General features: G+C 52.3%; 21 protein-coding genes. 9 read left to right on the top strand and 12 right to left on the bottom strand.

Annotated features, from left to right (window positions below; genetic code table 11):
• The first annotated feature begins 152 nt into the window (after positions 1–152).
• Positions 153–1,859, top strand: coding sequence for a bicarbonate transporter BicA (bicA, locus tag ACQ4M4_RS19150; protein ID WP_430686059.1), 1,707 nt, complete (start codon positions 153–155; stop codon positions 1,857–1,859).
• A gap of 170 nt (positions 1,860–2,029) precedes the next feature.
• Here bicA and ACQ4M4_RS19145 read toward each other — a convergent pair whose 3' ends face one another.
• From ACQ4M4_RS19145 to ACQ4M4_RS19130, 4 genes are all read right to left on the bottom strand, one after another.
• On the bottom strand, positions 2,030–2,707 hold the full coding sequence (locus ACQ4M4_RS19145) for an aminotransferase class IV (RefSeq protein ID WP_430686058.1): 678 nt from the start codon (positions 2,705–2,707) through the stop codon (positions 2,030–2,032).
• Complete coding sequence (gene pabB / locus ACQ4M4_RS19140) at positions 2,677–3,798, bottom strand: aminodeoxychorismate synthase component I (RefSeq protein ID WP_430686057.1); 1,122 nt, start codon at positions 3,796–3,798, stop codon at positions 2,677–2,679. The genes ACQ4M4_RS19145 and pabB overlap by 31 nt, the downstream gene beginning before the upstream one ends.
• A gap of 549 nt (positions 3,799–4,347) precedes the next feature.
• Complete coding sequence (locus ACQ4M4_RS19135) at positions 4,348–5,997, bottom strand: Ppx/GppA phosphatase family protein (protein WP_430686056.1); 1,650 nt, start codon at positions 5,995–5,997, stop codon at positions 4,348–4,350.
• Between the two features lie 385 nt (positions 5,998–6,382).
• The gene (locus ACQ4M4_RS19130; protein ID WP_430686055.1) at positions 6,383–6,517 is read right to left on the bottom strand and encodes a hypothetical protein; all 135 of its coding nucleotides are present in this window, start codon (positions 6,515–6,517) and stop codon (positions 6,383–6,385) included.
• Between ACQ4M4_RS19130 and hslO the strand changes: the two genes are divergently transcribed.
• The 3 genes from hslO to ACQ4M4_RS19115 all read left to right on the top strand — a co-directional run bounded on the left by hslO (position 6,516) and on the right by ACQ4M4_RS19115 (position 10,887).
• Complete coding sequence (gene hslO, locus ACQ4M4_RS19125) at positions 6,516–7,415, top strand: Hsp33 family molecular chaperone HslO (RefSeq protein ID WP_430686054.1); 900 nt, start codon at positions 6,516–6,518, stop codon at positions 7,413–7,415. The two genes, ACQ4M4_RS19130 and hslO, sit on opposite strands and share 2 nt — an antisense overlap.
• Before the next feature lie 490 nt (positions 7,416–7,905).
• Complete coding sequence (locus ACQ4M4_RS19120) at positions 7,906–10,026, top strand: hypothetical protein (protein WP_430686053.1); 2,121 nt, start codon at positions 7,906–7,908, stop codon at positions 10,024–10,026.
• Positions 10,027–10,044: 18 nt separating this feature from the next.
• The gene (locus ACQ4M4_RS19115; RefSeq protein ID WP_430686052.1) at positions 10,045–10,887 is read left to right on the top strand and encodes a Tab2/Atab2 family RNA-binding protein; all 843 of its coding nucleotides are present in this window, start codon (positions 10,045–10,047) and stop codon (positions 10,885–10,887) included.
• Between the two features lie 133 nt (positions 10,888–11,020).
• Here ACQ4M4_RS19115 and ACQ4M4_RS19110 read toward each other — a convergent pair whose 3' ends face one another.
• From ACQ4M4_RS19110 to ACQ4M4_RS19100, 3 genes are all read right to left on the bottom strand, one after another.
• Positions 11,021–13,198, bottom strand: a complete 2,178-nt coding sequence (locus ACQ4M4_RS19110) for a CHASE2 domain-containing protein (protein ID WP_430686051.1) — start codon at positions 13,196–13,198, stop codon at positions 11,021–11,023.
• 748 nt (positions 13,199–13,946) lie between these two features.
• Positions 13,947–14,750: a PD-(D/E)XK nuclease family protein gene (locus tag ACQ4M4_RS19105; RefSeq protein ID WP_430686050.1), complete on the bottom strand. Its 804-nt coding sequence runs from the start codon at positions 14,748–14,750 to the stop codon at positions 13,947–13,949.
• A 54-nt stretch (positions 14,751–14,804) separates the two neighbouring features.
• Positions 14,805–15,389 (bottom strand): PAP/fibrillin family protein, encoded by a 585-nt coding sequence (locus ACQ4M4_RS19100; protein WP_430686049.1) that lies wholly within the window; start codon positions 15,387–15,389, stop codon positions 14,805–14,807.
• A 312-nt stretch (positions 15,390–15,701) separates the two neighbouring features.
• Between ACQ4M4_RS19100 and ACQ4M4_RS19095 the strand changes: the two genes are divergently transcribed.
• Together ACQ4M4_RS19095 and mraY are read left to right on the top strand one after the other, a co-directional pair.
• Positions 15,702–15,935: a DUF3134 domain-containing protein gene (locus tag ACQ4M4_RS19095; protein WP_430686048.1), complete on the top strand. Its 234-nt coding sequence runs from the start codon at positions 15,702–15,704 to the stop codon at positions 15,933–15,935.
• A gap of 301 nt (positions 15,936–16,236) precedes the next feature.
• The gene (gene mraY, locus ACQ4M4_RS19090) at positions 16,237–17,334 is read left to right on the top strand and encodes a phospho-N-acetylmuramoyl-pentapeptide-transferase (protein WP_430686047.1); all 1,098 of its coding nucleotides are present in this window, start codon (positions 16,237–16,239) and stop codon (positions 17,332–17,334) included.
• Positions 17,335–17,985: 651 nt separating this feature from the next.
• Here mraY and rpsN read toward each other — a convergent pair.
• The 4 genes from rpsN to ACQ4M4_RS19070 all read right to left on the bottom strand — a co-directional run bounded on the left by rpsN (position 17,986) and on the right by ACQ4M4_RS19070 (position 21,492).
• Positions 17,986–18,288, bottom strand: coding sequence for a 30S ribosomal protein S14 (gene rpsN / locus ACQ4M4_RS19085; protein ID WP_430686046.1), 303 nt, complete (start codon positions 18,286–18,288; stop codon positions 17,986–17,988).
• A gap of 99 nt (positions 18,289–18,387) precedes the next feature.
• On the bottom strand, positions 18,388–19,383 hold the full coding sequence (locus ACQ4M4_RS19080) for a heme o synthase (RefSeq protein ID WP_430686045.1): 996 nt from the start codon (positions 19,381–19,383) through the stop codon (positions 18,388–18,390).
• A 73-nt stretch (positions 19,384–19,456) separates the two neighbouring features.
• The gene (locus tag ACQ4M4_RS19075; RefSeq protein ID WP_430686044.1) at positions 19,457–20,437 is read right to left on the bottom strand and encodes a COX15/CtaA family protein; all 981 of its coding nucleotides are present in this window, start codon (positions 20,435–20,437) and stop codon (positions 19,457–19,459) included.
• Between the two features lie 452 nt (positions 20,438–20,889).
• Entirely contained in the window at positions 20,890–21,492 is a 603-nt protein-coding gene (locus ACQ4M4_RS19070) for an HD domain-containing protein (protein ID WP_430686043.1), read from the bottom strand.
• Positions 21,493–21,531: 39 nt separating this feature from the next.
• Between ACQ4M4_RS19070 and ACQ4M4_RS19065 the strand changes: the two genes are divergently transcribed.
• Entirely contained in the window at positions 21,532–21,960 is a 429-nt protein-coding gene (locus tag ACQ4M4_RS19065) for a DUF2358 domain-containing protein (protein ID WP_430686042.1), read from the top strand.
• A 604-nt stretch (positions 21,961–22,564) separates the two neighbouring features.
• The gene (locus ACQ4M4_RS19060) at positions 22,565–22,888 is read left to right on the top strand and encodes an STAS domain-containing protein (protein ID WP_430686041.1); all 324 of its coding nucleotides are present in this window, start codon (positions 22,565–22,567) and stop codon (positions 22,886–22,888) included.
• 366 nt (positions 22,889–23,254) lie between these two features.
• On the opposite strand, the gene ACQ4M4_RS19055 is transcribed toward ACQ4M4_RS19060, so the two are convergent.
• Positions 23,255–24,385, bottom strand: coding sequence for a PP2C family protein-serine/threonine phosphatase (locus ACQ4M4_RS19055; protein ID WP_430686040.1), 1,131 nt, complete (start codon positions 24,383–24,385; stop codon positions 23,255–23,257).
• A gap of 140 nt (positions 24,386–24,525) precedes the next feature.
• On the opposite strand from ACQ4M4_RS19055, the gene ACQ4M4_RS19050 reads away from it, so the two are divergent.
• Entirely contained in the window at positions 24,526–24,954 is a 429-nt protein-coding gene (locus ACQ4M4_RS19050; RefSeq protein ID WP_430686039.1) for an ATP-binding protein, read from the top strand.
• Positions 24,955–25,239 lie beyond the last annotated feature (285 nt).

Raw genomic sequence — 25,239 nt, 5'->3', positions numbered from 1 at the left:
GCGATCGCCCATTGCTGACCCTGCCGAGTTAAGCCAGCCTGCCCAAGGTTTTTCTTGGGCGCAGCATAGATGAAACCAATTTCACATAGACTTTGCTTGATGATTTACTTAGGCTACATAGAATTTATCTCATATAAAGGCAAAATACTCCGATGCAGTTTCTAAACCATATTCATGGTCGCAACCTCAGGGGCGACATCTTTGGGGGCGTCACGGCAGCGATTGTCTCGCTGCCGTTGGCCTTAGCGTTTGGTGTGGCTTCTGGGGCAGGCCCAGTGGCTGGTTTGTATGGGGCAATTTGTGTTGGCTTTTTTGCCGCACTATTTGGTGGCACACCCACTCTCATTTCAGAACCCACTGGCCCTATGACTGTGGTCATGACGGCGATCGTTGCAGAGATGACCGCTAGCGATCCCCGAAATGGCTTAGCCATGGCCTTTACGGTGGTGATGCTGGCCGGAGTATTTCAAATTTTGTTTGGGGTATTCCGCCTGGGGAAGTACATCACCCTCATGCCCTATAGCGTGATTTCTGGCTTCATGTCAGGGATTGGCGTGATCCTCATCCTGCTCCAAGTAGCGCCATTTCTGGGGCAAACCAGTCCGAGTGGCGGTGTGTTAGGAACGCTGCGATCGCTCCCCACGCTCATCAGCAATACCAACCCAGCCGAGCTGACTTTGGGAGTGCTAACGGTGGCCATTATCTTTTTGATGCCCAAGCGAGCACGACGCATTGTTCCGCCTCAACTGGTGGCATTGGTCATCGGAACCGTGGTTTCTGTCTTTCTGTTCTCGGATGTTGATATCCGTCGGATTGGAGCCATTCCCATGCAGCTTCCTACGCTGCAAATGCCGACCTTTTCGGCTGGGCTGATGACCCGCATGCTCGTGGATGGGGTCATGCTGGGCATGTTGGGCTGTATTGATACGCTGTTAACAGCGGTGATTGCCGATAGCGTGACCCGCACTCAGCACAATTCCAACAAAGAGTTGATCGGCCAGGGAATTGCCAACCTAGTATCTGGGCTGTGTGGCGGCTTGCCTGGGGCTGGAGCCACGATGGGCACGGTGGTCAACATTCAGTCTGGAGCCAAAACCGCACTATCGGGCTTGACTCGCGCCATTTTGCTCTTGCTGGTGGTGCTGGTCGCTGCTCCGCTCACTCAAAGCATTCCCATGGCGGTTCTGGCCGGGATTGCCCTTAAAGTGGGGATTGACATTTTGGATTGGAGCTTCCTCAAGCGGGCACATCGGGTGTCGGTCAAGGGTACGGTCATTATGTACGGCGTAATGCTGTTGACCGTGCTGGTGGACTTGATTGTGGCAGTCGGCGTTGGGGTGTTTATTGCCAACATTCTCACGATTGAACGCCTGTCGAATCTGCAAGCTCAATCGGTGAAAACGATTACCGATGCGGATGATGCGATTTTGCTGAGCGATGAAGAGAAGGCCCTGCTGGATCGGGCCAACGGTCGCGTGCTGCTGTTTTACCTGAGCGGTCCCATGATTTTTGGTGTCGCCAAGGCGATCGCCCGTGAACACGCAGCAATGGAAGAGGCCGATGCACTGGTGCTGGATTTGAGCGATGTTCCTCTCTTGGGTGTTACCGCAACCCTTGCCATTGAGAACGTGATTCGAGATGCGCTCGATGCGAATCGCCAGGTGTACTTGGTGGGAGCGGTGGGACAAACTCGCCGCCGATTGGAGAAGCTGCGGTTAATGGAGCGCATCACTCCCGATCATTGGGTGAGCGATCGCCACGAGGCATTGCAAGCGGCAGTCGCCTATAGCCTGCAGCAGTCCGTTCACTCATCAAGCGTCGCCGAGGCACTGCCCTACGGTGAGCAGCCCGCAGTATAGCCCAGCCCACCCCTTACACGAAGGCTGTTGAAAGCATGAATGGTGGCGCGGCTGAGCTGCACCACCATTCATAATGAGGGAGGTCTACTATTCCCGTCGGCTGCGACGGTGCAGAAGCCAGGATGAATGCCTAAATTCCTGGCCGACCCGATTGAACCGCAATCCAGGTTTTAGGATAGTTGAAGCTGAATCGGCCACAGACCTCGCACGGAGTTCATCAGCCAGAGGCCCGATGCAGCTGACAACTCCTCGACAGTTATCACGGCTTCTTGAAGGGCTTCCGTTTCCAACAAAACTTCGCGGTAAATCCCTGGCAAAAGTCCACAGGTTAGGGCTGGCGTGAACCGCCTATGGCCCACCTCGACCAGCAAATTGCCAATACAAGATTCGGTGACTTCGCCCCGCTCGTTCCAAAGCAGCACGTCCTCACAATCAGACGTTTGGGCGATCGCCTGTTCGTATACGTGTCGCTGAGTCGTTTTGTAACGGAGCTGGGGGCAAGCCGAATCAATGGGAGCGATCGCCAGCCTGACTCGATAGGGACAAGGTAACGGCATCAAAGGTTGAGCCGTCACAGTAGCCCGACCTATGGCATCCACCACCAGGCGCACCCGCTGAGCCTTCGCATCAAACTCATCGCTGGCACGCATCAACGCCAACTGCACCGATTCCGGATCGATGGCATAGCCCAGATCTTTTGCAGAACGCATCAGCCGCTGAAGATGGCGATCGCCCCAGGCGTAGCCATCCTGGGGAGTCCACAGCAGCGTTTCCAGTAATGCGGGGAAATTGGGCATCACATTGGGGCTGCCATAGGTTAGAACAAGATCTTGGCCTTGGTCAGGCATTCTTCAAATTCGGTTCCCGTTTCAGAATCCCACACGATGCCGCTGCCCAAGCCGTATTCCGCCGTTTGCGCCCCATGATCCAGCAGCACTGTGCGAATCGCGACGTTAAACTGAGCGATCGCCCCCGGAGCCACATAGCCAATCGTCCCCGTGTAAATGTGGCGGGGTGTCGTTTCAAGCTGAGCAATGATTTGCATCGTACGAGCCTTGGGTGCCCCGGTGATCGAAGCAGCCGGAAACAACCCTTGAAATAACTCAACCAGGCCCGCATCTGTGGTACAGCGCACCGTACTGGTCATTTGCCATAACGTGGGATATTGCTCCACATCAAACAAGCTCGTAGTCTGCACACTGCCCACATGAGCGATGCGGTTCATGTCGTTTCGCATCATATCCACAATCATCACGTTTTCCGCACGGTTTTTTTCAGAATGGTGCAACCAATCGGCCTGATGGCGATCGCCCGGCCCCACACCCCGCGCCGCTGTCCCCTTCATGGGCCGAGAGATCAGTTCTTGGCCCCGCTGCTCAAAAAATAGCTCTGGCGAGGCAGAACATATCGTGAAGCGATCGCCCTGCACAAACGCACCATAACCATTGCCCTGAGCCGCAATCATCTGTTGAAACAAGGCCCAAGCATCGCCCGCAAAGCTAGCTCGTAACCGAAACGTGTAATTGACCTGATACGTATCCCCCCGGCGAATGCACTCTTTTACGGTGCGCAAAGCAGCGCTGTACTCTGCGTCGGAGATGGTGGGTTGCCATTGCAAAAGGGTGAGCGGTTGAGGGGAAGCTGCGATGTCAATCACTTCGGGCGCATTGAACAGGCCAAACCACAGCAGCGGAACTGGGCTAGAAGAAGCGGGCGATCGAACCTCCAGCGCCGAATCAAAAGCAGGAGCCGCCTCGTAGGTTACAAACCCCGCCGCATAGTGCCCCTGCTCAACCTGCTGCTGCACCTCAGCCAGCATCGGAACCACCTCTGACAGAGAGTGGGCCATTAAGATTTGGCGCGGTTGTCGAAACAACAGCCAGCACCGCTGCCGCGCATCGTACAAAATTAGGCGAGGAGAAGAATCGGATAGAAGCACAAATTCAACAATGCATGAGGGAAATTGAGCGACGCAGAACGAGTAGACAAACTGAAGTGGTTTAGGTTAGCCAACGGGCCTAAGCGCAGTGCCTCTTTCGCTCCAAATCCTTTCATTATGACTAGGACTTTGCCGTTCGGCGAGAGCCGCAAACCACAATTGCGATATCAGCTGCGACATCGGCCCACAGTTCCCTTGGGGCAAGGGTGCACCGGAGCGCAGCACAGCATCAGAACCATCCTTTTTGGGGTATTGGAGGTAGGGCTGTGGAGAGTGGCCTTTGCCCCAACCTCATCTCTTTCCCCAACCAATCAGTAATCAGCTATCGTCATAAAACCCTAAAACCCCGTGCCGCCCACACAGGGTCAGGACTTACGCAGTTGAATGATTTTTGGAGCGCTAAGCGCTCCAAAAATCATTCAACCCTCTGGTTTTTCGTATGAAGTGCGTAAGTCCTAAGGGTTTTAGAGTCTGGTTTTTCATGGGATCGAGGTAGCTATCAATCGATCAATGTGCGTATGTAAAACGCACATCAAAGATGACAGGTCACTAGCGCCCCGCAACCGCCTGTGGCTCAAGCTGGGTAACCAGCTTCAAGCCATACTCTGCTTCAAAACAGCCCTTCTTGTAGTCCAGGCTCCACAGTTCTAGCGAGCACTCATCGTTGGCGTGCTGGGGCACTAGGTGCAGGCATAGTTCTCCTTGGGAGGGCCGATGCTCGCAGGTAATGGACTGAATCGCGCCAATTTGCCGTCGGTCGAGCGCCACCGCCATCCGCAGCAGTGGACTGAGTTGCTCTACCATGCGGCGATGCTTTTTGCTATCGAGGCTGCGATAGGTGTCGTGCTTCTTTTTGGGGCAGCTTTTGCGGTGGTAGCGGGCCAGGTTGGCGATCGCCTCAATTTCCAGCTCCGTAAAGCCCAGCAGATCCCCATTGCGAATCAGGTAGTAGGAATGTTTGTGGTGGGCCGAATGGCTCACATAGTGGCCGCAGTTATGCAGCATGGTGGCAGCCCACAGCAGTTCGCGTTCCTCTTCGCCCCAGTCGTGCAGTTTGCCCCGCGTTTGGTCAAACAGACTGAGGGCATGGCGGGCAATCCGCTCGGCATAGGGCAGGTTGACCTGGTATTTACGCGCCGTTCGCAGCACGCTGCGCTCGCGAATTGAGCTTTGAAACCGCAGCCGATCTTCAATCAAACCGTGGGTTAGCATCCAATCCACCACCACGCCTTCTCGCAGCGATCGCTCGCAAATGGTGATAGCCTCCATGCCCAGTAGCGTCATCGCCTCTTGCAAAATGACCGCTCCCGCCAAAATGATCTCAGCCCGCCGCTCATTCATTCCCGGCAAATTGCAGCGATCGCTATAGTTCAGCCGCCGCAAATGGTTCACCATATCCCGCAGTTCGCGCAGCGTGAACTGGTAGCCATGCAAGGGATCGGGAATCGTACCGTGCTTCTCACGCGCTGTGAGCACGGCTAATGCCTCAATCGTGCCCGACGTTCCCACCATGCGCGGCACCTCCCCCGGACGCAGGTGCGATCGCAGTTCCTCCACAGGGCGTTCCAGCATTCCCCGCACATAGGCTTGCAGATAAGCAAACTCACTCGTACTAATGGGATCGGTCGTGACCAACTCAGCCGTCAAGCGCACGGCTCCCACCTTGGTACTGCTGAGGCTGCGGGGCTCGTGCCCATCTCCCAAAATTAACTCTGTCGAGCCGCCACCAATATCAATCATGGCGTGGGGTTGGCTATTGAACTCCACCCCCGACAGCACACCCAAATAGATGCGTCGCGCCTCTTCTTGCCCCGAAATCAGGTTAATCGTCAGCCCCAACTCTGCTTCAACCCGCTGCAAAAAGTCGCGACCGTTGGGGGCTTCGCGGGTTGCACTGGTGGCCACCGCCAAAATATCTTCTGCATTTAGACTGCGGGCAATTTCCTGGCAGCGGCGCAGCGCATTCATGGCACGCTCCATCGCGGCTGGGGTCAGGTTGCCCGTAGCGCGATCGCGATCGCCTAAACGTACCGTTGCCTTCTCTTTCGCAATAATGTTGAACGCGGGTAACGTTGGGTCAATTCGCACCACCACCATATGAATCGAATTGGTGCCCATATCAATAGCAGCCAAGATGCGCTCTTGGCTCATATGCGGCAGACTCAACAGATGCTCTCTGCTGTAGGTTGATGTAGTCATCCAGGGATAAACGGGTATGAAGGGTGCAAGCTAAACCAACATGCATCGCCCCTTGGGCCGAGGCAGGCATATGACGAGCCTGCGCACACCATGCCACTCTAGTGGGCACGCTGCCCCAAGGCCGCCACTTTTGAATTCAATGCCTCATTCAAGCTACAAAGCGAACAATCCGGATAACTGCCATAGGCCAGACATCGCCAACGCCAGCCAACCCGCCGTCAGAATAGCCTGTGAAAACACCTCGATTCTATATCTGCTTGGTATTTTTTGTGACATGCCTTGGGGTTTAGGTCAATAAGCCGCAAGGGGTAAGCCGCGAGCTATCCCGCCAGGAGTGCCGAGTCGAGAGCTGCAAGTCAAGCCTAGGGGGACCCGCTGCAAGCCCCTAATGTGTGGACTTCGGGCGTTTGTTGGAGAGCCGTACCTGCGGGTAGGGCGATCGCCACTCTTTTTCCACAAATCCCGCAACCCCACCCTCTAGAATAGAGAGATACATATTAAGAAGTGTGTAGGTTCTCATGGCGGATCAACTCATTCGAGCAACGGCAGCCGAGGGCGGCATTCGAGTCGTTGGCGCAATCACAACTCGCCTCACCGACGAAGCCAAGCAGCGACACAATCTCTCCTACGTTGCCGCCGCCGCTTTGGGGCGCACCATGACATCAGGACTTTTGCTCGCCTCCAGCATGAAGCGAGCCGGGTCGCGCGTTAACCTGCGGTTAGATGGCGATGGCCCACTCGGCGTTGTTTTTGCAGACGCTCGACTGGATGGCACCGTGCGCGGCTATGTGGGCAACCCCAGCATTGAGCTACCGCCCAATTCCAAGGGGAAGCTCGATGTGGGTGGTGCCGTTGGGCAGGGTTACCTGCATGTTGTGCGCGACGTTGGCTACGGCTACCCCTATTCCAGCACCGTGGAACTCGTCTCTGGCGAGATTGGTGATGACGTGGCTTACTACCTTGTGGCCTCGGAGCAAACGCCGTCGGCACTGGTTGTGGGGGTGTTTGTCGAGCCAGAAGGGGTCACGGCAGCAGGCGGCATTCTGATTCAGGTATTGCCCAAAGCAGCACGCGACGAAGCACTTGTAGAGTTGCTAGAGTCGCGGATTGCAGCCCTCAAAGGCTTTACTCCGTTGCTGCAAGCTGGCAAAACCTTGCCTCAAATGTTCAACGACTTGTTAGGCGATATGGGCCTAGAGCACCTCTCGGAAACGCAACTGCTCAAGTTTCAGTGTGGCTGCACGTTTGACCGAATGCTTGGGGCTCTCAAAATGCTGGGCCAAGACGAATTACGCGACATGATTCACCAAGACGAAGGTGCAGAGGCCATTTGCCACTTCTGCAATGAGGTTTATCGAGCCGACAGCAACCATCTGGAACAATTGATTGAGGAAATGAAGGCCGAAGCGTCGAGCTAAGTCGATCAATCTCTCTGGTGAATGTCAGTTTTGATGAGGGGCATTGCTGAGGGGTGCGCCCCACGCAGCTTTAAGAATCCCCCCTGTTGTGATAGGCAGTGCGCACCACAACAGGGGGGATTGGCGTATCCACAATGGATGTTAATGAATGCACATCCTTAAGGCTCCTGCATGACTGGTGGTGCAGCTGAGCTGAGCCACCAGTCATGATTCAAACCGCCATTCGTGCAGGGGGCCTATCATTTGTGCTTTTGCCGTGGCAGGTATTTTCAAAAAATGTTGGGAAAAATTATCCGATTTGGGCATTGGGGATTAGATTAGGATGACAGGATTGGCTGGACTCGGCACCCTTATCATTGGGGTAATTGGGTCAGCGGTCGAGGAAGGTCGGGATTGAGCGCGATCGCTCATCCTCATTCTCACAACCTCTCGCCGCCGCCATCCAGGTTCGTCTGTGTTTGAGGCAGGGTTGCCAAGGTGTAAGCGTGGTATGACCAACGAGCAAAACAGTTCTCGCCGTCGGGTTGCAAAGCGCGATATGCAGCCAACGGTTGCTAAGCCGCGCGTTCGCACTTCAGCGGCACCTTCTGCCCCCCGGCGCGATCGCACCGCTGAGGTGACAGTACAACCCCGTCCGGCCAAGCGTCGGAAACCTCGTCCTGCGGCACCTCAGCCTCCAGAGGCCGTTGCCGTTCACTGGCAGGGTGTTCCTTTTCCTGCAGAGCCAACACCCCCCGCCACACCGCCTCTGTCACCTCGTCTTCCGATTGGGACGCGGTTTGTCGGTTCGGTACGCAATACGCTAACCAGTTGGCAGTTTTGGCTGTTAATTGGATCAAGCTCGGTGTTAGGAGTGGGTTGGCTGAGTGCGGCTCTGCTGTTTAAGCTGCCATCTCTGCCCAACTGTCCATCCATTTTTTGGCCTACGGCATCGGCATCGCTGCGCATGTATTGCGCCCAGCTTGCCGCCAACAAGCAAACCGTCGATGATTTGCTAGAGGCGATTACTTTGGTGAATAGCCTGCCCGAGACCCATGCCATGCGGACGGAGATCGATCGCTCCATTGAGCAATGGTCGGAAGATATTTTGGCACTGGCGGATGACGCATTTCACCGAGGCGATTTGCAAGGGGCGATCGCCATCGCTCAACGAATTCCGGCCAACACCTCGGCCCACAGCCAGGTTGAGCAACGCATTAGCCAATGGCGTGACGTTTGGGAAAAAGCTGAGGCAATTTACGACGAAGCCGAGTCGGCCCTCTTCAACGACCAAAACCCACGCAAAGCTTTCGATCTGGGAGTGCAGTTAGTCACCATTGGCAACCGTTACTGGGAAACCACCAAATATCGAGAGTTACAGGATTTAATCACCGCATCTCGGCAGGATGGCAATCGACTCGCCCAAATTCGACGACTAGCACGGCGGGGCGGTTTAAACAATTTGCTAGAAGCGATCGAGATGGCTCGGCAAATTAAGTCCACCAGCCCAACCTATCCGGCAGTACAGCGATTGCTCGACAGTTTGGGGCGGGACTTAATCAAGCTGGCAGAGGAAGCGCTCCAGCAGCGTGACCTGGATGAGGCTCTGGCAATCGTGGGCAAAATTCCCGATGTGCCAACTCTACGCAACGATATTCAAGACTTTAAAACCTTGGCCCAAGCCCGTGCCCAAACCTGGGAGGGCAGTGCAGCAGATCTCGAATCAGCCATTATTCAGGCTCAGCGCATTCGGAGCGATCGCGCTTTATACGGCAAAGCACAAGAATGGATTAGCCGTTGGCAGCGCGAAATTCAGGATGTGACCACCCTCGATCGCGCCCGTAACATTGCCGCATTGGGCACCTTGGGTGATTTGCGCTCAGCGATCGCCGAGGCGCGTACCGTACCACTCCGAAACCCTCGAGGCAACGAGGCGCAAGATCTCATTCGGGAATGGACCACCGAAATTGAGACGACGGAAGATCGGCCCATTCTGCTGCAAGCTGATGCCTACGCCAGCGCAGGCGACTTGAATTCGGCGATCGCCGTTGCGCGGCAAATTCGGTCAGGTCGAGCGCTGCATGGCGAAGCCCAATCTCGCATTCGAGGGTGGACCAATCAGGTACAGCGGGCTCAAGATCAGCCCGTGCTTGAGCGAGCACGACAGTTGGCCTCGGCGGGAAATCTCCCCGATGCGATCGCCACCGCCGAACAAATTGGTTCAGGCCGCGTGCTCCATGACGATGCACAAGCCGAGCTGCGCACCTGGCGAGCCCAAGTCGAAGGGCAGCAGCGCATGCAGCAAGCCTACACTGCGGCCAGTGCAGGCACCACCACCGCCCTGCTAGACGCCATTCGGCTAGCCAGCCAAGTGCCCGCAGGCACCTCCAGCCGAGCCGATGCCGATCGCATGATTGGAAACTGGAGCCAGAGCTTATTGCAAGCAGCGGAAACACAGGCCGGGGTTGATTTAGCTGGGGCGATCGCCCTGGCAGAGCTGATTCCCCCCAACACCGCAGCCTACTCACAGGCCCAGGCCCAGCTCAGCACATGGCGGCAACTCCAGCAGCAAACCCTCGCTCCCACGCCTGACTATTCCATCGAAGGCACCATTCCTGATGCCGTTGAATAATCACAGCACACCGCATTCATGACTACATGGCAAGTCGATTTCTATCGCCGTCCCTTGCGAGACCAAGCAGACAACCCATTATGGGAGCTGGTGGTTGCCGAACCCCAAAGCCAGTTTGCAGCTTTTGCCTTTTGTTCTCAGCCCCAAGCCAACTCATCCTGGCTGACCGCTCAACTCCAGGCTTTTGGCAAATCAGAACTGCCAGAGCGGGTGCAGGTTTTTCGGCCTCAAGCCTTGAGCTTGATTGAGGCGGCGTGCAAGCCATTGGGCATTCCAGTCGAGGCCACACGCCACACCCCCGCACTCAAGCAGTTGCTCCAGGTGCGCACCACCGACTACTCCCAGATGAAGGAGTACACCCACGAAGCATACCAACCCCTGGCAATAGACCAGCCACCCCCTGTGCCCTTACCAGAGGGGCTGTGGGGCGATCGCTGGCGATTTGCCGCGATCGCCGCTGCCGATTTTGAACCCGCCTTTGCCCATAAGCCCATTCCCATTCGGGAGATGTCACCCGAGCGATCGCCCATGGAGCTAGGCTTAGCGTCCAGCACGCTCATTCCGGGTGTGGTGATTGATGGCGGCAGAGCGTCCATGCGGCTAGCTCGTTGGCTCCAGCAGCAGGCTCCAGCATGGCTCAGTTACATTCCTGGAGACCCCGATGGTCTAATTTTGGAAGCAGGCTTGAGCGATCGCTGGGTTCTTGCCACCTTTACCGATACCGAAGTGATAGCCGCCGCCCATACCTTTCGCGATCGCCAGCAAAAAGCCAACGGGCTGCACTTTCTACTCATTCAGCCCGATGATTCTGGCATCACCATTAGCGGGGTCTGGTTACTACAGCGCAGCCCAACCCCATAACCCGGGCATGGAACCCATCGCTTCAAGGCACAACTCCCCAAGCCTGGGCTCTTGCAAAACGTGAGTGATGGATAAGCAAAAATGGGCACTTCTGAGAGTGTAAAGCGCTGTGAATTCTAAAACAGCCTGAACCCTAGGCTTCCGCCTCGGTTTCGGGCTCAGCCATGGCTAGAGTTTGAGCGAAGGTGTAGCGATTTTTGCCGAGTTGCTTGGCCTCGTACATGGCCTTATCGGCCTGCTTGATCACCGATTCGGCATTGTCAGTATCCAGCGGATAAATGCTAATGCCAATACTCGTGGTCACCGGAATGACGTGTCCTTCTAGCAGAAATGGCTGCGTCAGCGTATCCAGCACCTTTTCCGCAACGGTGGCCGCATCCTGCGGTGAGTGAATCCCCGGCAGCATCACCACAAACTCATCGCCACCGTAGCGGGCCACGGTGTCGCTGCTGCGCAGGCAGTGCCCCAGGCGTTGGGCTACGGCATTGAGGAGCAAGTTCCCCACATCATGACCAAACGTGTCGTTTACCCGCTTAAACTCGTCCAAATCTAAAAAGCACACGGCTACGAGTTGATTGCGATCTTTGGCCCAGTGGATGGATTGGTTGAGGCGATCGAGGAAGAGTTCTCGATTGGGCAGGCCCGTTAGTCCGTCGTGATAGGCCAGATAGCGGAGCTGATGCTCAGTTTGGCGCAGTTCTGCATTGGAGCGAACCAGCTCATCAGTTTGGCGGCGCAGCTCTTCTTCAATGCGCTTGCGGTGGGTAATGTCGCGCATGACCCCCACCAAAAACCGATTGCCTGCTGCATCGCGATGGAGCGATCGCTTCGTGGCAATTTGAAACGTGGTGCCAGCCGCGTTAGTAATCTCTTCTTCGACTTCAGACTCAAACCCAGTCGTAAAGGTGAGATCATCCTGCTCCCAAAAGCGAGTGGCCTGCTCAGCCGGAAATAGCTGAAAGTCGGTCTTCTCAATTAACTGGGATTTGGGATAGCCCATAAAGCGGCAAAATGCTTCGTTCAGCACGATCCATCGATGATTTTGATCTTTCACAAAGATGGGATCGGGAATGGTATTAATCACCGAGCTTAAAAATTCCTTCGACTTTTTCAGCTCTTCTTCCAAATAGGCCACATACAGCGTGATGGCGATCGCCGAGCCCCCCAACCCCAACAACGAGGGAACCAGGGGAATCCACCAACCCAGCGACAGCGCGATCGCACAGGTGCCCAGCAGGCCCATACCGCTGGCCACCACCAGCACACCTGTTTTGACCGGACGACGGCTACGCCAGCTTAAGACGGCTCCTGCTAGCGTCCACAGCCCAATCCATACCCCTTCAACCCAGTTCGCCAGTACCCAAATGGGCGATCGCCCATCCATGGCCCCACTAATGAGCTGACTGATGAAGTGGGCATGTAACTCCACGCCAGAAATGGCGATCGCACTGCCTCGAATGCTACCGCTATGGGAAGTGTAGAAAAAATCTTTGAGGCTGGCCGCTGTCGAGCCGATCAGCACCACGCGATCGCGCAGCACGCTCAGATCCGTTTGACCATCTAGAATGTCGCGGACAGAGAGCTGAGCAAACGAGCCATTCGAGTTACGGGGATTCGACAAAATTTGGTAGCCCCCCGCATCGGCCCGCACATAGCCACCTGCATTATGCGTCAAACGGGGAAGAATCTGTTGTCCTAACTTGATATGGGCCGGATTCCCCGGGGCTGGCTCAACAGTAATGCCTTCTTTTGCCAGGTATACCATCGCAAGCTGTAAGGCAAAACTGCGCCGAACTTCGCCATTGTAGTTCCAAAACAAAATAGAGCGGCGAACGCGACTATCGGCATCCACCACCACATTGTTAAACCCAATTTGGCCCTTTTCAGCCAAAATCGCTGGTGGCCGCACGCCAACGCTTTGGCCGTCTTCTAGCTTTTCAATTCCAACCAAGTTTGGGGTTGTGGCAAACAGTTGCTGTAGCTCTGCACTGCCTTCCTTGACAGGAATTTCTCGATAAATATCCAGCCCGATCGCCCTCGGTTCCTGGTCGGCAACGCGCTGCAAAATATTGGCCATGACCTGATCGGACAAAGGCCATTCTTGAAATCGCTGAATATCTAAATCGTCAATGGTAATGATGGCAATGCGCGGATCGACCGGTTCTTCTGGGCGCAAACGCATGAGTTGGTCAAAGGCAGCCAGTTCAAGGGGCTGCAACACACCCAACGAGCGCACCGTAAAAACACACCCAACGGCGGCGATCGCAGTCAACCAAACACCGCGGGTTCTCCACAGTGTTTTCCGAATCATACGAAACCAGATGGGTTTAGGCGACATTCCTGAAGATAACAAGCGTAAGGGAATTCAACAGCTCAACCAAAAGGGAAAGAACAGCAGTCTTACAGAATGAAGTACGCCATTAACTGCTGGCCTAAGCACCAACAGCACCCCACCATTTATGAGTTCGTCCTGGCCTCCTGGGAAGTTGGAGCGATCGCTCCCAAACCACCTTGGCCAACCAACCCAGTAAAAACAACAATGAACAGGAATTACCCCTAGCGTACCCACTTAGATTTAGAAATTAGCGCCCGTTGGGATCTCCATAAATTCACCAGAGAGCCACCCTCAAGCACTTTACCAATCCTTTGCAAAACCCCGCATCTCACTTCAGTTATCTCCTCCATAGCTATCTCCTCAATGTTTCAATCATTCACCTTCGCTCTACCGCATCAGCCAAGCCGCTCCTATTAACCTCAAGGTTATCTACAGCAGGCTCCAGTATTCCTCAGCTCGTCTTCTTTATCCATCTATCCATCCCTTTGGTTCTCAACCCTAAAGGCACCCTAGCTGGAACCTTCCCACAATTTTTTCGGGACATACACTCCACAGGGTAGACACCTCCCAATGCTCGTAAGGATGGAGAATTCACGTCAGCTTCGGTTGAGCGCTTTTCGGCAATTTTACGTGTGCAGTGTGCCTACAAAATTGGTGCTTTGGCTTATCTAAATCTGGTGTTCATCCAGACTGGGTTTGGTTGGAAAGGAGAAAGAGTCTGTTACTACAGCGAAACTTCTTCGATCGCCGCTACATCAGGAATCAGATCAATCGACGAGCGCGACGGCTGAATGTTGCGCTGGCATCGTGTTCCAAACGAGCAGTTGGGGCAAAGTCCTTCTTCTTCTGGCACCTGTGGAAATGGGATACCCGCCTCGTAATCGTGCAGCCATTGGGTGAGCTGGTTCAGCAATTGGGCGATCGCCTCCCTGGTGGCCTCATGCTGAGCTGCGGAATAGGGAAATGTCAGCGATTGAGGCTGAGGTGTGCCTTCCTGGGTTTCGGCCCGAACAAACCAATAAGTTAGCGAAATCTGATCTGGCGCATAGTTAGTCGTCTCCGCCAAGATGAACGGATATAAGCGAGTCTGCCAGTTTTGGGCAAGCCAGCGTAAATCTTTGGGCTTGGGATAGGTTTTCCAATCCAAAATTTCGGCTGTTGTTTCTCGGGCAATCAACAAATCGTAGACAGCCGTGAGTAAGTAGCCTTGAACATTGCATGTGCGGCGATGTTCGCTATATCGGCCAATTCCAGGCTGTACCGCAAAGAGATCGGGATTCGTTTGCACAAACTGCTGCACCGTTGGCAGCAGAGCCGCATCATCTGATTCCGCTGGGGTGTCGATGGCCTGCAAGGGCAATCCTAGTTCTCGCTGTTGCATCATGACGTGAAAGCGATTGCCCCACTCCAGTGCCGCCTGCTGCTCTCGCGTCATCGGGTGCATGAGCTGGTCTAGGTAGGCATGTTGGAATCGGCGAGGGCAGGCTTCCAATAATGTGAGGTGGGACTGGGAAAGCTGGTTGAGCATGGGCGATCGCACCGTGGGGTTACAGGATCAGCAATAGGGGTGCATCAAAACAACCTACACCTTGGCCAGCACAAACACGTTGCCCTCATTGCCTCGACCAATTCTCAGGTTGTCGTCTAAATAGGTGACATCTAGCCATCCCTGTTGGCGATCGCTGCTAATTTGAAAATCAATGGGCGGAAACCGCTTGCCCGAATCCAACAGGGCAATGAATTGGGTCGGCGATTGATAGCCCAAAATTCGCTGTAAGCCAAGCACTCCACGCTCAAAGCGCACATTGGCCCGCTTTTCGCTCACAATGTCGAGTTTTGCCGACACGCTGACAATGCCCTCTAAATACGGCACGCCAATCACCTCGGCAATGTTAAAGATTTGCGCGGTTTTACTCCGAATCAATTGATAAATCTGCCCCAGCTGAAAGAAAGGAACGCGATCAATTTGCAACAGCTCGTTGCTGGTCGTGAATAACAGTCGCCAATTGCCGTCAAGTTTGTCGAGCGCTTCAAGCGGGCGTGGGGTCGGGTTGTACTCTTCCAGCCGAGCGATCGCCGAAAGAATCGTCTGGTTGTCTAGTTCAGTCGCGAGCAATCCACGGTTCTTGCCTGCGATCGCCTCTAGCAGTTGTTCCTTCCACAGCATGGTCATCCTCGCCCTTCGCGCGTCGTACTCATCTCCATGGTAGGAATATTTCGCCAATTCACCGCATTCTAAATCACGTGAGTTATGGATAAGCTGAAGTGCCCATTTTTGCGTGCGCATTGCGTCGCGCAAACCTTAGAAAAGCCCTGAACCGAAACTGACGTTAAATCTGGTGGAATCGATTCTGGTGAAAGCGATATGGAGAAGAGTTGGATGCAGCATCTCAACAACTGTTGATACACTAGAAGACTGTTCGGCAACCCGTGTTTGCGAACCGCTTGCGACAGATCTATTTCTTTCAGGTTGAAAACTATGCACAATCCCGCTTTGCGTGAAGAGCCTCGCAACAAGCCCGCATCCGTGATTCCGCTACAAACAGATGCATCAATTTTGGATTGGCTAGAAGGCACTGGGCGGCTCTTGGCCCGTGAGTCCAGCGATCCAGATTTCTTTGACAACGAGCAAGAAATTAGCGATTTGATGGCAGGGGACGATAACGACTTTGATATTGATGACGACGACGACGCTCTTGAGCTAGACGACTAAGAGCGACTCCCAAAGGCACAACGGTTGCTAGGGATTGATTTTCGGATTCTTGATTTTCGGTTTCGGATTCCTTTACAAGGGTTGGAGCAGGCTTGTTAGGCTCCAACCCTTGCGTGTAGATGGGCTTTTTGCTTTGCTCTGACAGGCGATCGCCCCCATTTTTTTCAAATCGATAGGTATAAATCCCAAGATTTGTGTTCCATTTCCTTGTTTACGTGTAAGAATTCGTATTTAATTCTGAAAGGTTGGTTTTAACCTTGGAGTTAATAAAAGCCTGTGGTGTGGAGTGTGAGTTTTTATAGTGGATGCCAAGTTTTCTTCTAGTGATGGAATCAATCTGACGGGAAGAATACTATTTCTCAGCTTGACCGGCATTCTTGCCGTTTCAGCCTTCCTGCTAGATTTGGGTGCAGGCCGCTCGTTTTTATCCAACGCAAATTTAACGTTGCCGTTTTTGCTGTCTGCGTTTGCGACCTGGGCAGCAGGCCTTAAGGTGATCCCCATCTTGCGATCGCTCAAAGCAGGCCAAGTGATTCGTGAAGATGGTCCACAAGCGCATCTAAAGAAGGCAGGCACCCCAACAATGGGTGGCATCTTCGTGGTTCCTGTGGGCGTCGCGATCGCGCTCTTGATGACTGGTTTCACCCCGAATGTGCTGGCCGTCTCTCTACTCACCCTTTCCTATGGGTTTATTGGCTGGCTGGATGACTGGCAAATTCTCCGCCGCCGCTCCAACAAGGGGATTACTCCAAAACAAAAGCTCGCTCTACAAGTCGGCTTTGGCGGATTGTTTTGTCTTTGGGCACTCTTTAACAACCAATCGGTCGATATTACCAATGTTCTTCTACCCTTTGGGTTGATGCTGCCGTTGGGTCTATTGTTTTGGGCGATCGCTTGGTTCACCCTCGTCGCCGAAAGCAATGCCTCCAACTTGACCGATGGGTTAGATGGGTTAGCTGGAGGAACCGGGGCGATCGCATTGCTAGCTTTGGGCGCTGTGCTTGCCCCTAACCATCCTGAGCTGATGGTCTTTTGTGCCAGCCTCAGTGGCAGCTTTCTCGGCTTTCTGGGGCACAACCACAACCCGGCTCGGGTTTTTATGGGTGATACAGGCTCATTGGCGTTAGGTGGTGCCCTGGCCGCAACTGCCATCCTCACTCAGTCTCTATTCATTTTGCTCATTCTCAGCCTTATCTTCCTGGCCGAAACAGTATCCGTTATCGCTCAGGTAGGCTACTACAAAGCCACAAAAGATGAAAAGGGCATCGGCAAGCGCTTGTTCAAGATGGCTCCACTGCATCACCACCTTGAGCTAAGCGGATGGACAGAAACCCGCGTTGTAGGCTGGTTTTACGGTATCGCGGGCATTCTTGCTCTGCTTTGCCTAGTCGTGTTTTAGACTCTACACTTCTATCTATTCCGAAACACCAATCAGACTTTTTTTGAGTAACAGCAGCTATCATCAAGCCGCTGTTATTTTTTATGGATATAGCGGTCGTCAGCCTCGTTAGGACAGGGACGGTTTTGAGGGCAGCAAGACCCAACTTCAAACCTATCTTCATCGTTTGCCCAGCTCCGCTGCACAACGATTCATGCTTCAAACAGCCATGCGTGCGGGAGGTCCACCACAAAAGCAGTAGAGTCAAGGGCAACCTCCCAACCATTTGCTCAATTTCTCCAGGGAATAGCCTCCTTACCTCGTTGGGGTACTGTGCAGGCTCGTGAGAGCTTGATCGTGCAAATCTGCCAAATTCTGGCTCACTCACCTCAGGTCCTTCTAAGGCTTCGCCAATCTCTTTCTACTCCCCAAGCTCTTTCTCCACAGAGCGAAATCACTTTATCCTTCAAGCAGACTCATCGTCGCTCACCAGCGATCGAGCACTTTGATGCCCCGCCCAACATAACCCTATGAAAAAATTCCCCAGAAACAGCAGCCTCTGGGGAACTTAATTAAATAAAGCTGAATTATTGAAGATGAAGCGGTTAATTCAGCATCAGCTACTAAGCCTGAGTACCAACCCCGGTGCTTGCAAACACAGGATGATCAGCACTACCAGCTAGACTTCACCACACCAGGCAGCAAACCTTGGTGAGCCATTTCGCGAATGGCATGGCGAGATAAACCGAAATCGCGGTAGTAGCCACGAGGACGCCCGGTCATCCAGCAACGGTTGCGGTGACGACTTGGAGCGCTATTGCGGGGCAACCGCTGAATTTGGCGATGGATCTCTAACTTCTCTTCTTGAGACTCGGCCTTGGCGAACTGTTCCTTCAGCTCTTGCCGCTTCTCGTAATATTTGTTGATTAGCTTTTCGCGGCGCTTTTCGCGCTCGATCATGCTCTTTTTGGCCATAGATTGATATTCAGACTCAATGCAGCGTTTTCTATTCTAGCGAGTAATCGTGCTTTTAGGAAAGCATTTCAGCAAATTTAGATCTGGCTTGGCTCCTTTTTAGGACAAGAAGACTTGGCTAATGAAGGAGAAGTCAAGCATACTGTCTAGGTTTTGGGCGATCGCACTGCTGAACCGATGGGTTAGGGGTAGGCTATCCACCGCCATGCCAGCACAAAGCAGCATCATGTAAAAGATGGAGTACTTAAAGAGCGATCGCGCCGCCGATTGGTCAGAGGGGTTCTCCAACAAAGCCCAGGCTTTTGCCAGGAAGAAGCCACCCAGCACCAGTGCAAAAACCGTATAAACCAAGCCCATCACATGAATTGGAAAGACCAGCAGCAGTGTCAACGGAATCAGTAGCAGCGTGTAAATCCAGATTTGCTTGGCCGTCACCACCTCGCCCGATACCACGGGCAGCATGGGTACACCCACCTTGGCATAATCTTGGCGAATCATCAGGGCCAATGCCCAAAAGTGAGGTGGGGTCCAAAAGAAGATGATGGCAAATAGAATCCACGCGGCCCAGCTAAGTTCGCCTGTTACTGCAGCCCAGCCAACCAGAGGTGGAATGGCACCCGCCGCTCCACCAATCACAATATTTTGTGTACTGTGTCGCTTGAGCCAGTGCGTGTACACCAAAACATAGGTCACAATGCCAGCCATCGCTAAGCAAGCGCTCAGCAAATTGGCAAACACGGTCAACAGAGAGAAAGAAGCTAGCGCCAGCGCGATCGCAAACAGTAGCGCATCCCGAGGCTGAATTCGACCCGAGGGCAAAGGTCGATGGCGGGTGCGCTCCATTTCGTAATCAATATCTCGATCGTAGAGACAGTTAATTGTATTCGCAGAGGCCGCTGCCAAAAACCCGCTCAGCAGCGTAACAAACAATAGAACGGGGTCAACCTCGCCTTGGCCCGCAATCCACATGCTGCCCGCCGTTGTAATCAACAGCAGTACGATAATCCGGGGCTTGGTGAGCTGCCAGTAGCTCTGGATAATTTGGCCTAAATTTTCGTGATGACGAACGACAGGGGGATATAGAGTTTCGGTCATTACAAAAGCTTTCCTAAATCAAGCGTTAAAAAGCAATAAAAGCGACATGGGCGGCTGTAGAATCAACGCCTGGTCAGACCGGAAGTGCAGAGGAGGGCGCCGACCCTTGAGAGGAGGGTTCAGGCGGAACAAGCGGTGCGGCGACCAATCCAATGCGGCGATCGCGCACCCCTATAGCGGTAAAGCAGACCAAAGTACCCAGCAAGCCAGCGCCAATCATTTGATGGGTAACGGTCAGCAGCTCAACCTGCAAATGCAAACGGAACGTAGCCACACCTAGCCCAATCTGCAGCGCTAACAGCACCAACGCCGTGCTGGACAGGCGACGCAACAAGGGATGCAACGCAGGAGTGCGCCACGCCAGCAGACCCATCACCACAACCCCCAAGCTGGCAGGAACAACGCCTAAGACATGCGTGTTGACCACGGTGCACAACTGCTCACCCCCCAAACACTGATGCAGGGCCCAGCGAGAACCGATCAATCCACCCGACAAACTCTGCAAATAGATGAGAACCGCAGCGCCCAGACTAAACCAGGGCAGTTTGCCAGCGGTGCCGGTGCCTCGATAGGGCAACAGCAACATTGCCATAGAGAGTAAGGTGGCAAAAAACAGAAGCGCGGTGCCTAAATGCGCTGTTACGATATCAAACCGCAGCAGTTCTGTCACCGTTAGCCCGCCCAGCAGTCCCTGCATCAAAATCAAACCGAGCGCAAACATTGCGGCCCAAGGTGTCCAGGCTGGCAGCAACCGACGCTGCCACACGGTCAACCCCACCAAACCCAGCGTCAAACAACCGATCAGGGCAGCATCCAACCGATGAAACCATTCCAAGAAGACCTGAAGGTTCATTTGCTGGCCGGGAAAGAGAGTGCCGTAACACAAAGGCCAATCAGGACACGCCAGCCCAGCATTCATTACCCGAGTTGCGCTACCGACGGCCATGAGTAGCCATGTTGCGATCGCCAACTTCCACAACAACCGCCGAACTCGCGTTGTCGCTTGAGCAACAGCATCAACCGCAGGCTCGGAAGCAAGTGTTGGTTGTGCCATCGTCTTGTTTGTCATAACCCTGGCTCTCCGCTCGATCTCAAATTCCAACTTTCTAGTAACGGTGCTTCACATTCACTGAAGTCACCACTCCTAATTCGCTTCGTCTTGCTTCTACTTTAGTCAGTCAAACCCAGAAACCGCCGAAGGTTTAGCTATTTCTTAGGAATGTGCAATGTTCAGCAGAAAATGGCAACCTATTATTTTTCGGCGGAATAACATGCTTAGCTGTATTCAGCAATACGGAGAGTTTCCGATTCAAAATCTAGGCTCCTTTGCAGGCTACGCCTCCTCAATTCAGCAGGGAACTCCAGGGTTCGGGCATCGTTCGAAGGGCAGAATATCTTGATGACGTTGAACTCCGCGCTGTAATTCGCAGACAAATCCCGGACGCAGCACGTAGCTACGCCCAACCCGCGACCGCCATCTCAACTCAAGTGATGTTTAGCAATACCTCAGCCCAGCAAATACCCTTTGGCGATCGCTTGGTCAACAATCTCTAGCACATAGCCCCAAAGGCTGGGTGCCCCCACCTCAACCGCCTTCATCCGTTGCAGAACACGATCGCGCGTAACGCCATACAACCGCCACGTGCCACCCTCGGTGTGGTAGTTATGCAATAGCGGCTGCAAACAGTCCAATGCCCTTGCAAACTGTGCCTCTGGCGTCTCAGCCGCTTCAAACTCATCCCACAAAGCCCGAAATTCATGGGTAATATTGTCTGGCAGCAAACCAAAGATCCGCTCCGCCGCCAACTGCTCGCGCTCAGCTTTATCTTCATTGGCCGCCACATCGTAACAAAACGTGTCGCCCGCATCGATTTCCACCACATCGTGCACCAACACCAACCGAATCACCCGAGCAATATCTATCGGCTGTGGTGCATACTCTGCCAGGGCGATCGCCATCATTGCCAAATGCCATGAATGCTCTGCACTGTTCTCGCGCCGAGAACCATCAAGCAATAGCGTTCGCCGAATAATATGCTTCAGTCGGTCAATCTCCAAAATAAAGCTGATCTGTTGATTAAGCCGCTCTACTTGCATTGCTGACTGCATTCAAATACCACCCACTTTATTCATACTCAACAAATCGACATGCAAACTTTTTCAACCGACCACATCCTACACACTCTCGAACAGGAGCTACCATTCCTCTTTCAAAAAGACTTAACCTACGAAATTTATTCACCAGGTATTATTTTTCAGGACCCAATTAATCGATTTCAAGGACAGCAAGCCTATCGACTTATTTTTTGGGCATTACGCTTTCATCGCCGATTATTTTTCACCCATCTCACATTCAACGTCCATCACATTCGGCCCAGCGACGCCAACATCCTAGTCGCCACATGGACACTAGAAGGGTCACTGCGCCTGCCTTGGCATCCCAAAATCCACTTTACGGGAAGCTCCACTTACACAATTCATCAAGGCTTAATCACCACTCATACTGATATATGGGATACTAAGCCTCAAGTCATTCTCGCTCAGCTCTTCAAGCCAGCCCTCAAACAAGAGAAATAAGCTGAATTTCAATTTTTGAAATCTTAAAAGTCCTATCTAAAAACAATTCATCACTTTTCTCACCAATATTTCTCTCAATAACTCAAATGAATATTGCCCCTACGAAAAAACAACAAATTTACCCAAATATAAAAAAATAGTTTGATCAAATTATGTGCTCAATCGATGCACCCTAATCTTTAGGCTTCAACTAAGCGAAATGCTTATCAAGTACTTCATCCGATACTTTTCTTCGTATCGTAAAACACATAAAACATCCCGAATCTACCAGTTTTCATTTTTGACAATTTAACTACTTTTATTCAAATCTTCATTATTTTGAGGATTGAGGCCCCATAGAATATGGAAATCCTCATAGAAACTTCACAACAAAAATTTATTGAGTAAAAACACGGATGTTCACTTCAATAGATGTAAGCTAGAGATTGCAAATTTCGGTGATTTATCTCATGTCGCTTCACCCAGAGGTGTGTCAGCTTATGTTAGGAATCAGTTCTTAAAGAGCATCTGCTATTTCATTTCTTATATTTGTTCGCATCGCTCGCCGATTTTTCTGCGTAATAGACGATTCAATTTGTTCACTGAAACGTACGGTTCACCAGACATGATTTCAAACATTCAAGTCGTTCAACCTGTTGGAGTATTAGACGGGACACAAGTTAGTCAGTTTCGCCAACAAATCGACGAGGCTGTCAAGACTGGTGCTTCTACTGTTCTAGTTGATCTAGAAAAGGTTAGTTTTATGGATAGCTCTGGTTTGGGAGCAATCGTCAGCGCATTTAAAGCAATGCGATCGCAAGGTGGCAGCTTGTGTGTGTGTTCCTTAAATGAGCAAATCAGAATTCTTTTTGAACTCACCAGCATGGATCGCGTATTAGATATTTTCTCAAATCGCGATGAGTTTGAGCAGGCTCGCTTTTCAAGCTAGCTATCTTTCAGCACGGTGAGGCACTCATTTCTTTACTGTTTTCTCTTAACTAGTCAGCAGCTTTTGCGTTTTTTGTATTGTCCCCACTCATTCGTATTATCGCTACTCAAAAGTCTTACTAAAAGCACTTTAATGAAGTGCTTTTTTAATGAGCAAATTCAACGTGATACGGGTCGTAGCATTACTCATCCAAGCTCTGCCAAAGCCTATCGCCAAAAGTTTTTGGCTTGCACTAAGCAGATTGTTTCAGGTCAGCAAGATCGCGATTTGGTCATAAAATAGACAATTCGCTTTCAAGAACTTCAGCAATTTAAGCTTAAGCTTGGATAAAACCCTCCGATTTTCAGTAGATTGATTTGAAAATCTCTAATCAAACTGAATGCGTAAGAGCGATAGATCATCACCAAAGGTATGGGTTCCTGTTAGCGTACGAATTCTGTCTAAAAGTTCGTCCAAACTTAGCGCATTTTTGGCATCCCTTAACACTTCAACAAATTGGTTGAAGCCCCATCCATTGGCTATTTCTTGAGCAGGAACATCGTAAATGCCATCGCTAAAAATATAAAGAGTGCTATTCAACGGGATATCGCACCGGGCACTAAAGTAGCTTTCATCAGGCATCATGCCAATGGGCATTCCTGGAGTTTTGAGCTGTTCAACTTGCACTCCAGAGGGGGTTTCGGTGACCAAAACGGCTGGAGGATGGCCAGCAGTAGAATAAATCAACTGACGCTTGACTCGGTTGTAGACGCCGTACCAAATCGTAAAATATTTATCGTTTTGGTCGTCCATTTGAAAGGTTTCGTTGAGGGCACGCAGGACGGTATTGGGCTGATAAAAGTTGACACTGGGTAAAGATTGCGATCGCAACAAATTGAGGATTGTAATAGACGGCAACGCAGCCCCCAAGCCATGGCCCGAAACATCAAGCAAATACACCGTTAAATAGTCTGGATCGAGCCAATAGTAATCGTAGCAATCTCCGCCCAGCTGGCTCGACGGAATGAAGCGGGAATCAATTTTTAAGTTACCGCTCAACGGCTCCGGTAGAATGGAGCGCACGTAGGAGGCCGCCTCGGTTAGCTCTTTCTCCAAGAGCTGCTTTTGAGCTTGTAGATCTTCACTCAATTGATGCAGCCGCAAACCTGCACGCACCCGAGCCTGCAACTCTAAAATTTCAATTGGCTTGGCCAAAAAATCATCTGCCCCATTGTCCAAGCCCTTCACACGGTCTTCGACCCCACCCCGGGCAGTCAACAAAATAAAAAAGGTCGTGGAGAGTTTGGGGCTCGCTTTGATTTGGCGGCAAACCTCTAACCCATCAATGCGAGGCATCACCCAATCGCAAATAACTAAGTCAGGTCGTATTTGATGTGCAAGTTCTAAACCTTCTGCACCATCAGATGCGACGTTTACCTCGTATCCCTCTTCTTTCAATGCCTTCATCAAAATGATTTGCATTGTGGGATCATCATCAATAATTAGAATTTGAGGCATTTGCAAAGGAAAAACGATAGCGTTGGCTCAATTTTGAAAGTCGGAGAATAAATCAGGGAAAAATGGACTCAGTCCTGCCTAAATTATGGGTTCGTCACCTCATCTCGGTCTGATATCGCTGTTCACTAAGGGTAATCGCGTTGAAATTACTGGAAAGTAAACGACTTCAGGTCAGAACAGATCTCGGTGCATTAAATCAAGTTCTAGCTTGGTTTGATGGATTTGCCCACACTTTTATTCCTCAAACGGTCTGGCTGCAGTGTCAACTCGTACTTGCCGAGGGGTTTACCAACGCAGTACGCCACGCCCATAAATTTCAGCCACCAGACACCGACATTGAGATCGAAGTTCAAATTCTGGAAACCTGTTTAGAGATCAAAATTTGGGATCGTGGGCCTAACAATGAGTTGGGAACTGTCTTGAAAGGTCTCTCACAGGAGATGGATCAAGAAGCCGAGGGGGGGCGTGGCCTGAAGCTGATGAAGAAAGTAGCAGATGAATTGAGCTATTTTCGTGATGACAGCCAGCGCAATTGTCTCTTAATTGTGAAAAATTACGCAAGACCTTAACCCAAATTGAAGCAGAAGACACTGAAGTGCGATCGCTCAAGGCTTCAGTTCTTCCATGCTTGCTGAGGTGTTGACTCAGTCTTTGCAGATTTGTGGATGCGTGTTGCAGGGTTGAGCCCGCTGGGGTCACCCGCAGGCTGGGCAAGAGGTTTCTTTCACAGCCGATATTCCGCAGGTTGCTGGGAATTAATTAAGCAGGTAGTAACGGCAGTAAGGTAGGCCCAAAAGTTGGATGATTTTAGAGCGCTCATCCATCAGATTACTGACCTGCTGAGCTTGCCCGAT

Origin of the sequence: Leptolyngbya sp. AN02str (genome assembly GCF_050565595.1) — a bacterium.
Lineage (GTDB): Bacteria > Cyanobacteriota > Cyanobacteriia > Elainellales > Elainellaceae > Kaiparowitsia.
The sequence above is the reverse complement of the archived record's forward strand: the minus strand, read 5'-3'. Positions and strand labels throughout refer to the sequence as shown.

Coding starts and splice junctions, on each gene's coding strand:
- hslO (WP_430686054.1), top strand. CDS start 6,516: ATGGCGGATCAACTCATTCGAGCAACGGCAGCCGAGGGCGGCATTCGA.
- ACQ4M4_RS19100 (WP_430686049.1), bottom strand. CDS start 15,389: ATGCTGTGGAAGGAACAACTGCTAGAGGCGATCGCAGGCAAGAACCGT.
- ACQ4M4_RS19120 (WP_430686053.1), top strand. CDS start 7,906: ATGACCAACGAGCAAAACAGTTCTCGCCGTCGGGTTGCAAAGCGCGAT.
- rpsN (WP_430686046.1), bottom strand. CDS start 18,288: ATGGCCAAAAAGAGCATGATCGAGCGCGAAAAGCGCCGCGAAAAGCTA.
- ACQ4M4_RS19060 (WP_430686041.1), top strand. CDS start 22,565: ATGATTTCAAACATTCAAGTCGTTCAACCTGTTGGAGTATTAGACGGG.
- ACQ4M4_RS19055 (WP_430686040.1), bottom strand. CDS start 24,385: ATGCCTCAAATTCTAATTATTGATGATGATCCCACAATGCAAATCATT.
- ACQ4M4_RS19070 (WP_430686043.1), bottom strand. CDS start 21,492: ATGCAGTCAGCAATGCAAGTAGAGCGGCTTAATCAACAGATCAGCTTT.
- bicA (WP_430686059.1), top strand. CDS start 153: ATGCAGTTTCTAAACCATATTCATGGTCGCAACCTCAGGGGCGACATC.
- ACQ4M4_RS19130 (WP_430686055.1), bottom strand. CDS start 6,517: ATGAGAACCTACACACTTCTTAATATGTATCTCTCTATTCTAGAGGGT.
- ACQ4M4_RS19065 (WP_430686042.1), top strand. CDS start 21,532: ATGCAAACTTTTTCAACCGACCACATCCTACACACTCTCGAACAGGAG.
- ACQ4M4_RS19135 (WP_430686056.1), bottom strand. CDS start 5,997: ATGACTACATCAACCTACAGCAGAGAGCATCTGTTGAGTCTGCCGCAT.
- ACQ4M4_RS19095 (WP_430686048.1), top strand. CDS start 15,702: ATGCACAATCCCGCTTTGCGTGAAGAGCCTCGCAACAAGCCCGCATCC.
- ACQ4M4_RS19105 (WP_430686050.1), bottom strand. CDS start 14,750: ATGCTCAACCAGCTTTCCCAGTCCCACCTCACATTATTGGAAGCCTGC.
- ACQ4M4_RS19075 (WP_430686044.1), bottom strand. CDS start 20,437: ATGGCACAACCAACACTTGCTTCCGAGCCTGCGGTTGATGCTGTTGCT.
- ACQ4M4_RS19115 (WP_430686052.1), top strand. CDS start 10,045: ATGACTACATGGCAAGTCGATTTCTATCGCCGTCCCTTGCGAGACCAA.
- ACQ4M4_RS19080 (WP_430686045.1), bottom strand. CDS start 19,383: ATGACCGAAACTCTATATCCCCCTGTCGTTCGTCATCACGAAAATTTA.
- ACQ4M4_RS19145 (WP_430686058.1), bottom strand. CDS start 2,707: ATGCCTGACCAAGGCCAAGATCTTGTTCTAACCTATGGCAGCCCCAAT.
- ACQ4M4_RS19110 (WP_430686051.1), bottom strand. CDS start 13,198: ATGATTCGGAAAACACTGTGGAGAACCCGCGGTGTTTGGTTGACTGCG.